We start from the raw sequence: 14,697 nt of genomic DNA, 5'->3' as shown, positions 1-14,697 counted from the left end.
GATCAGCCCTCCGTGGCTGCCGGAGCGGCAGCGGTCTCGGCGGCAGCCGGGGCCGGAGCCTCGGTCGCCGCAGCCTCGGCGGTGCCGGCGTCGCGGCCCGCACGCGTCGGGCGGTCGCCACGCGAGCCACGGCCCGGGCGCTCTCCGCCACGCGCCGGACGGCCACCGCGGCCGGGCGCACCGGCACGGGCCGCAGCCTGCGCCTCACGCTCGGCGCGGGTGCCCGCGACCTCGCCCTTGTAGATCCAGACCTTCACGCCGATGCGGCCGAAGGTCGTGCGGGCCTCGTAGAAGCCGTAGTCGATGTCGGCGCGGAGCGTGTGCAGGGGCACGCGACCCTCGCGGTAGAACTCCGTGCGCGACATCTCGGCGCCGTTGAGGCGGCCCGAGCACTGGATCCGGATGCCCTTGGCACCGGAGCGCATCGACGTCTGGATCGCCTTCTTCATGGCGCGACGGAACTGCACGCGACCGGAGAGCTGCTCGGCGACGCCCTGGGCGACCAGCTGCGCGTCGATCTCGGGGTTCTTGACCTCGAGGATGTTCAGCTGCACCTGCTTGCCCGTGAGCTTCTCGAGCTCGCCACGGATGCGGTCGGCCTCGGCGCCACGGCGACCGATGACGATGCCCGGACGCGCGGTGTGGATGTCGACGCGGACGCGGTCACGCGTGCGCTCGATCTCCACCTTCGAGATGCCGGCCCGCTCCATGCCCTTGCTGAGCAGCTTGCGGATGGCGACGTCCTCGCCGACGTACGACTTGTAGAGCTTGTCGGCGTACCAACGGCTCCGGTGGTCGGTCGAGACGCCGAGGCGGAAGCCGTTCGGGTTGATCTTCTGACCCATCAGGCGGACCGTCCCTTCTTCTTCGTGCCGGCCACCACGTCGGCGGGCTGAACGGCGAGGGTGATGTGGCTGGTGCGCTTGTTGATGCGCGTGGCCCGACCCTGGGCCCGCGGCCGCCACCGCTTCATCGTGGGGCCCTCGTCGACCAGCGCGACCGAGATGACCAGGTCGGCGGCCTTGAGGCCCTCCGTGGTCTCGGCGTTCGCGATGGCCGACTCGAGCACCTTGGCGACGGTCTCGGAAGCCGCCTGCGGGGCGAAGGCCAGGATGGCCTGCGCCTCGGCGACGGGAAGACCGCGCACCATGTCGACGACGCGACGCGCCTTCAGCGGGGTGATGCGGACGAAGCGGGCGCTGGCGAACGCACCCGGCTGGTCGCCGAGGAGGGACTCCCGGCGGGCGCTCGTGCGCTGACGCTCGGTGGTGCTCATCGGCGACGCCCCTTCCGGTCTTCCTTCACGTGCCCGCGGTAGGTGCGGGTCGGGGCGAACTCGCCCAGCTTGTGACCGACCATCGAGTCGGTGACGAACACGGGGACGTGCTTGCGACCGTCGTGCACGGCGATCGTGTGACCGATCATGTCCGGCACGATCATCGAGCGGCGCGACCACGTCTTGATGACGTTGTGGGTGCCCTTCTCGTTCTCGGCGTCCACCTTCTTGGTGAGGTGGCCGTCGACGAAGGGGCCCTTCTTCAGGCTGCGAGGCATCTCGTTACTTCCCTATCAGCGCTTCTTGCCGGACTTGCGACGACGGATGATCTGGGCGTCGCTGGCCTTGCGCTTGCGCGTGCGGCCCTCGGGCTTGCCCCAGGGCGAGACGGGGTGGCGACCACCGGACGTCTTGCCCTCACCACCACCGTGCGGGTGGTCGACCGGGTTCATGACGACACCACGGACGGTGGGGCGACGGCCCTTCCAGCGCATGCGGCCGGCCTTGCCCCAGTTGATGTTCGACTGCTCGGCGTTGCCGACCTCGCCGACCGTGGCGCGGCAGCGCACGTCGACGAAGCGCATCTCGCCCGAGGGCAGACGCAGCGTGGCGCGCGAACCCTCACGGGCGACCAGCTGGGCCGAGTTGCCCGCCGAGCGGGCGATCTTGGCGCCGCCGCCGGGCCGGAGCTCGATGCAGTGGATCGTCGTGCCGACCGGGATGTTGCGCAGCGGCAGGTTGTTGCCGGTCTTGATGTCGGAGTTGGGACCCGACTCCACGACCGTGCCCTGCGTCAGGCCCTTCGGCGCCACGATGTAGCGCTTCTCGCCGTCGACGTAGTGCAGCAGCGCGATGCGCGCGGTGCGGTTGGGGTCGTACTCGATGTGCGCGACCTTGGCGGGCACGCCGTCCTTGTCGTAGCGACGGAAGTCGATCAGCCGGTAGGCGCGCTTGTGACCGCCACCCTGGTGCCGGGTGGTGATCCGGCCCTGGTTGTTGCGGCCGCCCTTCTTGGGCAGCGGGCGCGTCAGCGACTTCTCGGGCGTCGTGCGGGTGATCTCGACGAAGTCGGCGACCGACGAACCGCGACGACCGGGCGTGGTCGGCTTGTACTTACGGATAGCCATAGTGTCTGTCCTTGTCTTAGGCAGCCCCGGTCAGGAGACCGAGCCCCCGAAGATGTCGATGGAGTCACCCTCGGCGAGGCTCACGATGGCCCGCTTGGTGCTCTTCCGCTTGCCGATGCCGTTGCGCGTGCGCCGCGTCTTGCCCGCACGGTTCAGCGTGTTGACCGAGGTCACCGTGACGCCGAAGACCTTCTGCACCGCGATCTTGATCTCGGTCTTGTTCGCGTCCGGGTGCACGAGGAACGTGTACTTGTTCGCGTCGAGCAGGCCGTAGCTCTTCTCGGAGACGACGGGCGCGAGCAGGATGTCGCGCGGGTCCTTGTTCAGGGCGCTCACTTGGCATCCTCCTTCTGACCGGCGAGGCGCGCGACGAGCAGGTCGTAGGCCGCCGACGTGAAGACCACGTCGTCGGACACGAGCACGTCGTACGTGTTGATCTGGTCCTGGGCCACCACGTGCACGGCGGGCAGGTTGCGGAGCGAGAGCCACGTGACGGTGTCGTCACGGTCCAGCACCACGAGGACGCGGCGACGGTCCGAGAGCGACGCGAGCGCCGTCTTGGCCGCCTTCGTCGAGGGGGTCTCGCCGGTGACGAGGCTCTCGACCACGTGCACGCGACCGTTGGCAGCCCGGTCGGACAGCGCACCCTTGAGGGCCGCGGCCTTCATCTTCTTGGGCGTCCGCTGGTCGTAGCTGCGCGGCTGCGGGCCGTGGACGACGCCACCGCCGACGAACTGCGGCGCGCGGGTCGAGCCCTGGCGGGCGCGACCGGTGCCCTTCTGCTTGTAGGGCTTGCGGCCACCGCCGCGGACCTCGGCCCGCGTCTTGGTGGCGTGCGTGCCCTGGCGGGCCGCGGCCTGCTGCGCCACGACGACCTGGTGGATCAGCGGGATGTTGACCGCGACGCCGAAGACCTCGGCGGGCAGGTCAACGGCGACCTTCTTGACGTCGCTCACTTGCTCGCCTCCTGCTTCTTGGCGGCCGAGCGGAGCACGACGACGCTGCCCTTGGGGCCGGGGACGGCACCCTTCAGGAGCACGAGGCCCTTCTCGGCGTCCACCGCGTGGACGGTGATGTTCTGCGTGGTGACGGTCGCGCCGCCCATCCGGCCCGACATGCGCGTGCCCTTGAAGACACGACCCGGCGTGGCGCAGGCGCCGATGGAGCCCGGCTTGCGGTGGTTGCGGTGCGCACCGTGCGACGCGCCCACACCCGAGAAGCCGTGGCGCTTCATCGTGCCCGCGAAGCCCTTGCCCTTGCTCGTGCCCGTCACGTCGATCTCGTCACCGGGGGTGAAGACATCGGCGGGGCTGAGCTCCTGGCCGACCGAGTAGGTCGTGGCGTCGGCGGTGCGGATCTCGACGACGTGGCGGCGGGGCGTGACGCCCGCCTTCGCGAACTGACCGGCCTCGGGCTTGTTGACCTTGCGGCCCTCGATCTCGCCGAAGCCGACCTGGATGGCGTTGTAGCCGTCCACGTCGGGGGTGCGGATGCCGGCGACGACGTTGGTCGACGCGGCGATCACCGTGATGGGGACGATGCGGTTGTTCTCGTCCCAGGTCTGGGTCATGCCGAGCTTCGTGCCCAGCAGGCCCTTGACGTTGCGTTCGATGGTCATGGCTCTGTTGTCTCCGTCCTGCCCGAACTCAGAGCTTGATCTCGATGTCGACACCCGCGGGGAGGTCGAGTCGCATGAGCGAGTCCACCGTCTTCGGGGTCGGGTCGATGATGTCGATGAGGCGCTTGTGGGTGCGCATCTCGAAGTGCTCGCGGCTGTCCTTGTACTTGTGGGGCGAACGGATGACGCAGTAGACGTTCTTCTCCGTCGGCAGCGGCACCGGGCCGGCGACCTTCGCGCCCGTGCGGGTGACCGTGTCCACGATCTTGCGCGCCGAGGTGTCGATGACCTCGTGGTCGTAGGCCTTGAGCCTGATGCGGATCTTCTGTCCCGCCATAGGTCTCTCTCGTCCTTACTCGTTCGTACCCGCGCTGGGGCACCGCGTGCTGTCCTGTCACGACGCCGCCCCGGGTGGGGCCGCACCGCCGGTCGCTCACCGTGACATCTCCGACCCACGCGGTCGGGCGTGTCGCGGCCTCGGCACAGAACTCTGCGCCAGGCGCGACAGGACCGGGGTCCTGCGATGTCGTTGTCGGCACCCGACCGGTTCGTCGGGATGATCGGGTCTCCAGGTGCGGTGCGGCTTCACGCTCGAGCACCGGACGCACGCCAGGGCGAGCCCGGCAGGAGACGCGATTCAGTGATCAAGGTGGAGCCACACGTGCCCGACTACCCGTCGAAGCAACCGGGCTATCTTGGCAGACACCTGCGGGCGACGCCAAATCGGGTCCGTCACCGCGTGCGGGGGCCGTCCCGGAGCCACCCGGTAGCATGCCGGACGACCACGGGGAGGGCCAGACGGCGCTGCCTGCACCGAGCGACGGGGGCACGATGACGGGGACCCAGGACGCGCCCGGCGTCGCGCCCGGCAGCACCGGTCCCGAGTCGCGGCGTCCCTCGCCGTACGCCGCGGAGCTGGCCCACCTGCTGGGGCCCGAGGCCCCCGGGCGGGCCGGGTCCCCCGACCGTCGACCCGTGGTCGATCCGCAGCCCGGTCCGATCCCCCTGCGCCCGCTCGGTCTCGGCGACGTGCTCGACGCGGCGCTCACCGTCGTCCGTCGCGCGCCGGGCCCCACCATCGGCCCCGGGTTCGTCGTCGCCGCGCTGGCCCTGCTGGTGCCGGCGGCGGTCGTGGCCCTGGTCGACGGCCTCGGCGGTCGTCTCCCCCGCGGCGACGGGGCCTCCGCCTCCCTCGCCGCCCTGCTGGAGTCCGGCGTCGTGGTCGTCGCCAACGGCGCGCTGTCCTTCGTCGGCACCGTGCTGCTCACCGGTGTCGTCGTGCACGTCGTGCACGCCGCCGCGACGGGTCACCTGCTCAGCCTCGAGGAGGCCTGGCGACGCACCCGCGGGCGGCGCTGGGCGATGGTGGGTGCCTCCGTCGGCCTGACCCTCCTCCTCGGCGTGCTGCTCGCCGCGGTCGTCGCGCTCGCCGTCGCGGTGGGAGCGGCCGTCGACGTCGGGCTGTTCCTCCTGCTGTGCCTGCTGGGCGCTCCCCTCGTGCTCGTCGCCGCCTCCTGGTTCACCGTGCGGCTGACCGTCTACGTGGTGCCGGCGATCGTGGTGGAGCGGACGGGGCTCGTCGCGGGCGTGCGTCGCGGCTTCCGCCTCAGTCGGGGCGGCTTCCTCCGCACCTGGGGCGTCCTGGTGCTCGCCGGCCTCGTCGCGGGCGTCGCGACCACGCTGCTCGCGGTCCCGCCCTTCCTCGTGGCGGAGCTGGCGCCCGGCGCCGGCGGCGGCGCCGGCGAGGTCGTCGCCACGGTCGCGCTCGTCGTGGCGACCGTCGTCCCGCCCGCGCTCGCCACGCCCTACCTGGCCGCCGTGATCGCGGTGCTCTACCTCGACCGGCGCATCCGCACCGAGGGCTACGACGTGACGCTCCGCGCCGAGGGCGCCCGGTGACCGGCGCCCCGCGGTGGGACCCGCCGCTGGAGCCGACGCCCGCGGAGGCACGCGACCTGCTGCAGGACGAGCTGCTGCGTCCGGAGTACCGCGAGAGCGACCTCCTCCAGCGGATCCGGGACTGGCTCGCGGAACGGCTCACCGGTCCCACCCGCACCCCGGACGCCGGTGGCTTCGCCGTCGCGCAGTCCATCGCGTCCTGGGTCGTGCTCATCGTGCTGGTCCTCGTGCTGGCGTGGCTGCTCAGCCGCGCCCGCTGGTCCCGCTCGGAGCAGGCGGCCCGCCGTCGTGCCCTGTTCGGCGAGGAGGTCGTCTCCGCGGCCGACCTGCGCCGTCGGGCCGAGCGCGCCCTCGCGGAGGGTCGGCACGGGGACGCGGTCGTGGACGGCTACCGCGCCCTGGCGCTGCGCCAGATCGAGGTGGGCGTGATCGAGGACGTCCCCGGCGCCACCGCCGGCGAGGTGGCCCGTGCCCTCGCGGCGGAGCTCCCGGCGCGGGGCGCCGAGGTGCTGGGCGTCGCCCACCACTTCGACGAGGTGATGTACGGCGAGCGTCCGACCGACGCGGACCGGGCGCGCGGCGTGCTGGCGCTCGACGACGTCCTGGCAGGAGTCCGATGACCACGACCGCGCCCACCGCGCCCACCGCCACGGGCGGTGCCTCCGGGGCGTCCGGCGGGTCGTCCGGACGCCGGTTCCGACGGCCGCGGCTCACGACGGTCGTCGTGCTGCTGGCCCTCGTCACCCTCGTCGTGGGCGGTCTGCTCGTCGGCACCCAGGAGCCCGGCGCGGGTCGCCTGGACCCGGACGAGACCGGCGCCGACGGGGCGCGGGCCGTGGCCCGGGTGCTCGCCGACCAGGGCGTGGACGTCGAGGTGGTGCGCGACGCCGACGCGCTGGAGGACGCCCGGGTCGACGAGGACACCACCCTCCTCGTGAGCGACCCGGCGGCCCTGGGACGCGACGCCGCCGAGGACCTCGCGACCGATCACGGCGCGGCGCGGCTCGTCGTCGCCGACCCCCGCCGCGGCGTACCGGAGCTGTTCGGGTTCGAGGACGGTCGCCGCCTCGGCGCCGTGGACGGCGTCGCGGCGGGCTGCGACGACGCCGCCGGGGTCGACCTCGACGGGCTCGAGGTCGCCGTCGACGCGCCCGTCGCCTTCGACGGCGCGTCCGGCTGCTTCCCCACCGAGGACGGGGTGCTCCTCGCCGTCGACGGCGACGTCGCGCTGCTCGGCGTCGACGAGGTCCTGACCAACGGCCAGGTGCTCGAGGGCGACAACGCGGCCCTCGCCCTCCGGCTGCTCGGCGCGGAGGACCGGCTGGTCTGGTACGTCCCCGACCCCGCCGACATCTCCGGCGAGGAGGGAGCCTCCCTCGGTTCCTTCGTGCCCGACTGGGTCGTGCCCGCCGTGTGGCTCGCGGCCCTGACCGTCGTGGCCGCCATGCTGTGGCGCGGGCGCCGCTTCGGCCCCCTCGCCACCGAGCCGCTGCCGGTGGTCGTGCGCGCCATCGAGACCACCGAGAGCCGCGGTCGGCTCTACCGCCGCAGCGGGGACCGCCAGCACGCCGCCCGCGCCCTGCGCGACGCGACCCGCGAGCGGCTCGCGCAGCAGGTCGGCACCACCCGTGGAGCCCCGGCCGCCGCCGTCGTGCACGAGGTGGCCCGCCGTTCCGGCTGGCCCGTCGGGCTCGTCGGCCTCCTGCTCGACCCCGCGGCCCCCGTGCCCACCGACGACCAGCAGCTCCTGCAGTTCGCCCACCAGCTCAGAGACCTGGAGAGAGAGGTACGTCGCGCATGAGCGAGACGCCCCCGCCCCCGCCCTTCACCCTCGGCAAGCCCGGCGGCGACGCCCGCGAGCGGCTCGCCGCCGTGCGGCGCGAGGTCGCCAAGACCGTGGTCGGACAGGACGCGGCCGTCTCCGGCCTCCTGGTCGCCCTGCTGTGCGGGGGCCACGTCCTCATGGAGGGCGTGCCCGGCGTGGCGAAGACCCTGCTGGTGCGCACCCTGGCCGCCTCGCTCGAGGTGGACACCCGTCGCGTGCAGTTCACGCCGGACCTCATGCCGGGCGACATCACCGGCTCCATGGTCATCGAGTCGGGCGGCGGGGAGCTGGTCTTCCGCGAGGGCCCGGTCTTCACCAACCTCCTGCTCGCCGACGAGATCAACCGCACGCCCCCGAAGACGCAGTCGGCGCTCCTCGAGGCGATGGAGGAGGGGCAGGTCTCCGTCGACGGCGTGTCACGCCGGCTGCCCGCCCCGTTCCTCGTCGCGGCCACGCAGAACCCGGTGGAGTACGAGGGCACCTACCCCTTGCCCGAGGCGCAGCTCGACCGCTTCCTCCTCAAGGTGGTGCTCCCGGTGCCGGACCGCGGCGCCGAGATCGAGGTGCTGCGGCGCCACGCGGGCGGGTTCGACCCGCGCGACGTCGCCGGCGCGGGCGTGACCGCGGTCGCCGGCCCGGCCGACATCGTCGCCGGCCAGGCGGCCGTGCGCTCGGTGCAGGTGCGGGACGAGGTGCTCGGGTACGTCGTCGACATCGCGCGCGCCACCCGCGAGTCCCCGTCGCTCGACCTCGGCGTGAGCCCGCGCGGCGCCACCGCGCTGCTGCGCACCTCGCGGGCGTGGGCGTGGCTCCAGGGCCGCGACTACGTGACGCCCGACGACGTCAAGGCGCTGGCCCACGCGACCCTCGCCCACCGGCTCACCCTGCGTCCCGAGGCGGAGCTCGAGGGCGTGCAGGTCGGTCAGGTGCTGGCGACGGCACTCGCCAGCGTGCCCGTCCCCCGCTGAGGCTCCCGTGACGATCACCGGCCGCGTCCTCGTCCTGCTCGCCCTGGGCATCGTGCCCGTGGTGCTGCAGCCGGACGCCCTGACGCCGTGGGCCTGGGCGCTGGTGGTCGCGGTCGTGGTGGCCGTGGACGTGGCGCTCGCCCCGTCCCTGCGGGACCTCGAGGTCACGCGCTCCCCCGTCGGCAGCATCCGTCTCGGCACCGGGGCGACGAGCCGCCTGCTCGTCCGCAACCGGGGGAGCCGCGCCGTGCGGCTCGTGCTGCGGGACGCGTGGCAGCCCACCGCGGGCGCGACCGAGAACCGCCACCACCTGCGGCTGGCCGCCGGAGGTGGCGCGCGCGCCGCGACGCCCCTGCTCCCCCACCGCCGCGGCGACCTCCGGGCCGCCGGTGTGACGCTGCGCGTCCGCGGTCCCCTCGGCCTGGGCGTCCGCCAGCGCACGCTCGACGTGCCCGGCTCCGTCCGCGCCCTGCCGGCCTTCGACTCCCGCAAGCACCTGCCCAGCCGGCTGGCGCGGCTGCGCGAGCTGGACGGCCGCTCCGCGCTGCGCGTGCGCGGCCAGGGGACGGAGTTCGACTCGCTGCGGGAGTACGTGCGGGGAGACGACGTGCGCTCCATCGACTGGCGGGCCAGCGCGCGCACCCGCAACGTCGTGGTCCGCACCTGGCAACCCGAGCGGGACCGGCGGGTCGTCCTCGTGCTCGACACCTCGCGCACCTCGGCCGGGCGCGTCGCGGACGTGCCGCGCCTCGACTCGGCCATGGACGCCGCGCTGCTGCTCGCCGCCCTCGCCTCGCGCGCGGGTGACCGCATCGACTTCGTGGCGGGTGACCGCGTCGTGCGGCGCCGCCTGCGCACGGGCGGCGGCACCAGCGTCGTGCACCCGCTCTCCGAGGCCATGGCCGACCTCTCCCCCGTCATCGCCGAGGCGGACTGGCGCACGCTCGCCGGCGGGGTGCAGGAGCTCGGCCGCCGCCGCGCGCTGGTCGTGCTGCTCACGCCGCTCGAGCCCGCCTCCATCGAGGAGGGGCTGCTGCCCGTGCTGCCGACGCTGACCCGCCACCACCGGGTCGTCGTCGCCTCGGTGCGCGACCCCGCGCTCGACGCGCTCGCCGCGGACCGCTCCGACGTCGACGCCGTGTACGCCGCGGTGGCGGCCGAGCAGGCTGCTGCGCGCCGCCAGGCCACCGCCGACCTGCTCCGCGCGCTCGGCGCGGACGTGCTCGACACCGACGCGGAGCGTCTCCCCCCGGTGCTGGCCGACCACTACCTCGCGCTCAAGGCCCGCGGCCAGCTCTGAGCCGTCAGGCCGCCGTGGCCACGCGGTCGCCCGCCATGCTCGCCGCGACGTCCCCGTCGTGGCCCTGGGCGGCCGCGCGGCGGCCGAGCACGAAGACGTACGCCAGGAACGTCAGCTCCGCGAGCACACCGATGCCCACGCGGACCGGCGTCGGCAGCGGCGACGGCGTCACGGCCGCCTCGAGCACGCCCGAGACCAGCAGGACGACGACGAGCCCGAGGGCCACCGTCATCGCCGTGCGCCCCTCCCGCGCCATCGACTGGCCCCGCGTGCGCGGCCCCGGCTCGACCCACGACCAGAAGAGCCGCAGGCCCACGCCCCCGGCGACGAAGATCGCGGTCAGCTCGAGGAGCCCGTGCGGCAGGATGAGTCCCCAGAACTCCGTGCCCGCGTCGTACCGGGTCATCAGCGCCGCGGCGAGCGCCACGTTGGCGACGTTGAGGAACAGCAGGAGCACCACGGGCACGCCCAGCACGCCGAGCGCGAGGCACAGGCCCGCCACCCAGGAGTTGTTGATCCACACCAGGCTGCCGAAGCTCGTGGGGGCGTGCTCGCTGTAGTAGCCGGCGAAGTCCTCGTCCACGTACTGCTGGATCTCGTCGGGGCCGAGCAGGGAGCGCTCCACCTCGGGGTTGGCGAGCAGCCACAGGAAGCAGACGAGGAAGAGGACGACGTTGGCGGCGATCGTGCCGCCCCACCACCAGCGCAGGCGGTAGAGCGCGGCCGGGAAGCGGTGGGTGAAGAACCCGGCGAGCGCCTGCCACGTGGTGGTGCGCGTGCCGACGGCGCGGTTGCGCGAGCGGGCGAGGAGCGTGGAGAGGAACCCGACGACCTCGGCGTCCGGAGCGGCCGCGCGCACGACGCTCAGCTGGGTGCTGACCCGGTCGTAGAGCTCCATGAGCTCGTCGACCTCGGCACCCGAGAGCCGCCCGGCCCGCGACAGCTGGTCGAGGCGGTGCCACTCCCCCGCATGCATCACGGCATAGGCGTCCAGGTCCACGGCGCCCACCCTATGCTGGGACGCGATGAGCGCACCCACCACGAGCCCCTCGACCTCCCCCCGCCGGGCGGCTGTGCGCCCGTGGCCCCGATCGGGGCGGATCGGGGACGCCGGGGCGCTCTCCGCCCTCGGCGACGACGACCTCGTCACCGGCGAGGCGGTCGCCCTGCAGCTGCGTCCCGCGACCATCGGCTCCCGCGTGCTCGCGGGCTTCATCGACGTGGCCTGCGTGGCGGTCGCCTACGTGGCGATCTCGACGGTCCTCGCGCTGGCGACGATCACCACCGACCCGGCGCTCTTCGAGGCCGCGACGATCCTCTCGTTGATCCTGTCGTTCATCGTGCTGCCGGCGGTCGTCGAGACGCTCACCCGGGGCCTGTCCGTCGGCAAGGTCGCCCTCGGCCTGCGCGTCGTGCGGGACGACGGTGGCCCCATCGTCTTCCACCATGCGTTCACCCGGTCGCTCATCGGTGTCGTCGAGCTCTACGGGACGCTGGCGGCGCCGGCCTTCCTGACCGCGCTCCTGCACCCCCGCGGCAAGCGCCTCGGCGACCTGGCCGCCGGCACCTACGTCATCTCCGACCGGGCGAGCCTGCGCCTGGCCCTGCCCGCGCCCATGCCGCCGCCGCTCGCCCCGTGGGCCGCGACCGCGGACATCGCCCCGCCCCCCGCGCACCTCACGCTGGCCACGCGGCAGTTCCTCGCACGGGCCCACACCCTCGAGCCGCGCTCGCGCCACGTCCTGGCGCTGCAGCTCGCCGACCAGCTCCACGCGTACGTCGCTCCCCCGCCCCCGCCGGGCACCCCGGCCGAGGCGTTCCTCTGCGGCGTGCTGGCCGCACGACGCGAGCGGGACCTCGAGCGCCTGCAGCGCGAGACCCGCCTGCGGCTGCGGTTGCTGCAGCGCAGGCGGGCCTGACGTCTCCGAGGAGCGCGTGGTTCAGCGGACCGAGACGTCGTCCACGAGGAACGACGTCGCCAGCGACGAGTCCTCCGTCGCGGTGAACGTCAGCGGCACGGTGCCGGACACCCCGCTCAGCGTCACCGTCCGCGTGACGTAGCCCGAGGAGGCGTCGGCGTTGCTGAAGCTGGCCACCCGGGTCCCGCCCACGGAGACGCGCAGGTAGTCGTACGGCGTGCGGCCCTCCTGCGTCGTGACCCGCAGCTTGAAGGTCAGCGTCGCGGTGCGCCCCGACGGGATCGTGACGGACTGGGTCAGCGCCTCCGTCGAGGTCGCGCCGTACCCGCCGAACCAGGCCTTCCAGCTGCCGGTCGCGGCAGCGGAGCCCGAGGTCGTGACGACGTCGGTGTCACCGGACCAGCCGGACGGGCCCGACTCGAAGCCTCCGTTGGTGACGAGCTCGCCGCCCGGCTCCGGCTCGGGCTCCGGCTCGGGGTCGGTGCCGCCACCGCTGGCGCCGGTCTGCAGGAGCAGGTTGGGCGAGCCCTTCGGGTCGGCGATCTTGCCCGGCACCGCCGCACCGAGGAGGCCGCTGGTCACGGTGGCCGGGGTCGCTCCCGGGTGGTCCTCCAGGTACAGCGCCGCGGCGCCGGCCACGTGCGGGGACGCCATCGAGGTGCCGCTGATGGTGCGGGTGCCGCCACCGGTCCAGGCCGAGGTGATGTCGACGCCCGGGGCGAAGACGTCGACGCAGCTGCCGAAGTTGGAGAACGACGCGATGCGGTCGGAGCGGTCGCTCGCCGCGACGGTGATCGCCGAGGCCGCCCGCGCCGGCGAGACGTTGCAGGCGTCCTGGGTCTCGTTGCCCGCCGCCACGACCGTCGTCACGCCCGCGGCGACCATCCGGTTCACGGCGGCGTCGGACGCGGAGTCCGCGCCGCCGCCGAGGCTCATGTTGGCCACGCTGCCCGCCGGAGCGTTCTGCGCCACCCAGTCCATGCCGGCGATGACGCCGCTGTTGGAGCCCGAGCCCTGGCAGTTCAGCACCCGCACGGCCACGAGGTCGACGTCCTTCGCCACGCCGTACGTCGTGCCACCCACGGTGCCCGCCACGTGCGTGCCGTGACCCTGGCAGTCCTCCGTGCCCCGACCGTCGTTGATCGAGGTGAAGCCCGACGTCACCCGACCACCGAGCTCCGGGTGGTCGGAGTCGATACCGGTGTCGATGACGTACGCCGTCACCCCGGCACCCGTCGCGTCGTAGGTGTAGCTCCCGTCCAACGGCAGGTCCGGCTGGTCGATCCGGTCCAGACCCCAGGTCGCACCGGTCTGCGTCGCCGTGGCCTCGACCTCCGCGGTCGTGACCACGGAGTCCTGCTGCACGAACGCCACCGACGGGTCGCTGCGCACGGCCGCCAGCTCCGTCGCGGTCAGGTCCGCGACGTACCCGCCGAGGGCGTCGTACCGTGCCACCAGGTCGCCGCCGGCCGCCTGCGCACGGCTGCCCGCCGACGCGGCGGTGGCACCGTCGTCGAGGAACACGATGTAGCGGCCCCCCACCGCGTCCTGCGCGGTGTAGAGCGGGGCGGTGTCGTCCGCGGCCGCGCTGGCCGACGGTGTGGCGGCGAGCGCCGCGGTGCTGAGCCCGACGGAGGCCACGACGGCACCCGCGAGACCCGTGCGCGTGATGGAGCGCATGAAGGTTCCTCGATCCTCTGCGACGCGCCCGTGGGGCGCGCGAGCCAGACCGTCCCGAGAACGGACAGCCACCGCCGGTCACTGCTCGGACCGCGGTGCGAGGAGGCTAGCCAGGCGATGTCGCCGCGGGAACGCCGTCGTGGCGTTGACATTTGACGCAGCGAAACGGCGCCGTCACCCGCCCGGTCACGAGGACCGGACGGGCGACGGCGCCGGAGGTGCGTCGGCGCTCGCGAGCGCCGTCAGGCGGTCACCGGGTCACGGCACCTGCAGGAGCAGGTTCGGGGAGCCGGCCGGGTCGGCGATCTTGCCGGAGGCGGCCGAGCCGAGCAGGCCGCTGGTCACGCTCGCCGGGCTCGCGCCCGGGTTGCCCTCGAGGTAGAGCGCCGCGGCGCCCGCCACGTGCGGGGAGGCCATCGAGGTGCCGCTGATGGTGCGGGTGCCGCCACCGGTCCAGGCCGAGGTGATGTCCTCGCCCGGGGCGATGATGTCGACGCAGCTGCCGAAGTTGGAGAAGTAGGCCAGCTCGTCGTCGATCGTGCTCGCGGCGACCGTGATGGCCTCGGGGGCGGCGGCCGGGGAGCTGCTGCAGGCATCGGTGGACTCGTTGCCCGCCGCCACGACGGTCGTGACGCCGGCGTCGACGAGCCGGGTCACGGCCTCGTCGGTCGCGGAGTCGGCCGGACCGCCGAGGCTCATGTTGGCGACGCTGCCCGCCGGAGCGTTCTCCGCGACCCAGTCCATGCCGGCGATGACGCCGCTGTTGGAGCCCGAGCCCTGGCAGTTCAGCACCCGCACGGCCACGAGGTCGACGTCCTTCGCCACGCCGTACGTCGTGCCACCCACGGTGCCCGCCACGTGCGTGCCGTGACCCTGGCAGTCCTCCGTGCCCCGACCGTCGTTGATCGAGGTGAAGCCCGACGTCACCCGACCACCGAGCTCCGGGTGGTCGGAGTCGATACCGGTGTCGATGACGTACGCCGTCACCCCGGCACCCGTCGCGTCGTAGGTGTAGCTCCCGTCCAACGGCAGGTCCGGCTGGTCGATCCGGTCCAGACCCCAGGTCGCACCGGTCTGCGTCGCCG

General features: G+C 73.6%; 17 protein-coding genes. 6 read left to right on the top strand and 11 right to left on the bottom strand.

Going from position 1 to position 14,697, the window contains the following annotated elements; all coding sequences use genetic code 11:
* Positions 1-2 precede the first annotated feature (2 nt).
* Genes rpsC through rpsJ form a run of 8 tightly spaced genes read right to left on the bottom strand, consistent with a single transcriptional unit; the run spans position 3 to position 4,358 of the window.
* Positions 3-845: a 30S ribosomal protein S3 gene (gene rpsC / locus G3T38_RS11070; protein WP_163772376.1), complete on the bottom strand. Its 843-nt coding sequence runs from the start codon at positions 843-845 to the stop codon at positions 3-5.
* The gene (gene rplV / locus G3T38_RS11065) at positions 845-1,276 is read right to left on the bottom strand and encodes a 50S ribosomal protein L22 (protein ID WP_163772375.1); all 432 of its coding nucleotides are present in this window, start codon (positions 1,274-1,276) and stop codon (positions 845-847) included. The genes rpsC and rplV overlap by 1 nt, the downstream gene beginning before the upstream one ends.
* Complete coding sequence (gene rpsS, locus G3T38_RS11060) at positions 1,273-1,554, bottom strand: 30S ribosomal protein S19 (protein WP_028472775.1); 282 nt, start codon at positions 1,552-1,554, stop codon at positions 1,273-1,275. The genes rplV and rpsS overlap by 4 nt, the downstream gene beginning before the upstream one ends.
* 15 nt (positions 1,555-1,569) lie before the next feature.
* On the bottom strand, positions 1,570-2,403 hold the full coding sequence (gene rplB / locus G3T38_RS11055) for a 50S ribosomal protein L2 (protein ID WP_163772374.1): 834 nt from the start codon (positions 2,401-2,403) through the stop codon (positions 1,570-1,572).
* Between the two features lie 30 nt (positions 2,404-2,433).
* Positions 2,434-2,739 (bottom strand): 50S ribosomal protein L23, encoded by a 306-nt coding sequence (gene rplW, locus G3T38_RS11050; protein ID WP_163772373.1) that lies wholly within the window; start codon positions 2,737-2,739, stop codon positions 2,434-2,436.
* Positions 2,736-3,359: a 50S ribosomal protein L4 gene (gene rplD, locus G3T38_RS11045; protein WP_163772372.1), complete on the bottom strand. Its 624-nt coding sequence runs from the start codon at positions 3,357-3,359 to the stop codon at positions 2,736-2,738. The genes rplW and rplD overlap by 4 nt, the downstream gene beginning before the upstream one ends.
* Positions 3,356-4,021, bottom strand: a complete 666-nt coding sequence (gene rplC / locus G3T38_RS11040; RefSeq protein ID WP_163772371.1) for a 50S ribosomal protein L3 — start codon at positions 4,019-4,021, stop codon at positions 3,356-3,358. Before rplC ends, rplD begins: the two co-directional genes overlap by 4 nt.
* 28 nt (positions 4,022-4,049) lie before the next feature.
* A complete protein-coding gene (rpsJ, locus tag G3T38_RS11035; RefSeq protein WP_008360994.1) occupies positions 4,050-4,358 on the bottom strand; it encodes a 30S ribosomal protein S10 in 309 nt (102 codons plus the stop codon).
* Between the two features lie 494 nt (positions 4,359-4,852).
* Here rpsJ and G3T38_RS11030 point away from each other — a divergent pair, with 494 nt between their 5' ends.
* The 5 genes from G3T38_RS11030 to G3T38_RS11010 are packed head-to-tail and all read left to right on the top strand — an operon-like array spanning position 4,853 to position 10,013.
* Positions 4,853-5,920 (top strand): hypothetical protein, encoded by a 1,068-nt coding sequence (locus G3T38_RS11030; protein ID WP_163772370.1) that lies wholly within the window; start codon positions 4,853-4,855, stop codon positions 5,918-5,920.
* The gene (locus G3T38_RS11025; protein ID WP_163772369.1) at positions 5,917-6,540 is read left to right on the top strand and encodes a DUF4129 domain-containing protein; all 624 of its coding nucleotides are present in this window, start codon (positions 5,917-5,919) and stop codon (positions 6,538-6,540) included. Before G3T38_RS11030 ends, G3T38_RS11025 begins: the two co-directional genes overlap by 4 nt.
* Positions 6,537-7,721, top strand: coding sequence for a DUF4350 domain-containing protein (locus G3T38_RS11020; RefSeq protein ID WP_163772368.1), 1,185 nt, complete (start codon positions 6,537-6,539; stop codon positions 7,719-7,721). Before G3T38_RS11025 ends, G3T38_RS11020 begins: the two co-directional genes overlap by 4 nt.
* Positions 7,718-8,713 carry an AAA family ATPase gene (locus G3T38_RS11015; protein WP_163772367.1) on the top strand — a complete coding sequence of 332 codons (996 nt, stop codon included), beginning with the start codon at positions 7,718-7,720 and terminating at the stop codon, positions 8,711-8,713. Before G3T38_RS11020 ends, G3T38_RS11015 begins: the two co-directional genes overlap by 4 nt.
* A gap of 7 nt (positions 8,714-8,720) precedes the next feature.
* Positions 8,721-10,013, top strand: a complete 1,293-nt coding sequence (locus tag G3T38_RS11010; RefSeq protein ID WP_163772366.1) for a DUF58 domain-containing protein — start codon at positions 8,721-8,723, stop codon at positions 10,011-10,013.
* 4 nt (positions 10,014-10,017) lie between these two features.
* Here G3T38_RS11010 and G3T38_RS11005 read toward each other — a convergent pair whose 3' ends face one another.
* A complete protein-coding gene (locus G3T38_RS11005) occupies positions 10,018-11,013 on the bottom strand; it encodes a stage II sporulation protein M (protein ID WP_163772365.1) in 996 nt (331 codons plus the stop codon).
* Between the two features lie 25 nt (positions 11,014-11,038).
* Between G3T38_RS11005 and G3T38_RS11000 the strand changes: the two genes are divergently transcribed.
* Positions 11,039-11,932, top strand: a complete 894-nt coding sequence (locus G3T38_RS11000; protein ID WP_163772364.1) for an RDD family protein — start codon at positions 11,039-11,041, stop codon at positions 11,930-11,932.
* Between the two features lie 21 nt (positions 11,933-11,953).
* Here the strand turns inward: G3T38_RS11000 and G3T38_RS10995 are convergent, their stop codons facing one another.
* Positions 11,954-13,612 (bottom strand): S8 family serine peptidase, encoded by a 1,659-nt coding sequence (locus tag G3T38_RS10995; RefSeq protein ID WP_163772363.1) that lies wholly within the window; start codon positions 13,610-13,612, stop codon positions 11,954-11,956.
* A 258-nt stretch (positions 13,613-13,870) separates the two neighbouring features.
* A partial coding sequence (locus G3T38_RS10990) for a S8 family peptidase (protein ID WP_174267887.1) occupies positions 13,871-14,697 on the bottom strand: 827 nt, incomplete at its 5' end.

Origin of the sequence: Nocardioides zeae, assembly GCF_010686755.1 — a bacterium.
GTDB lineage: Bacteria > Actinomycetota > Actinomycetes > Propionibacteriales > Nocardioidaceae > Nocardioides > Nocardioides zeae.
The sequence above is the reverse complement of the archived record's forward strand: the minus strand, read 5'-3'. Positions and strand labels throughout refer to the sequence as shown.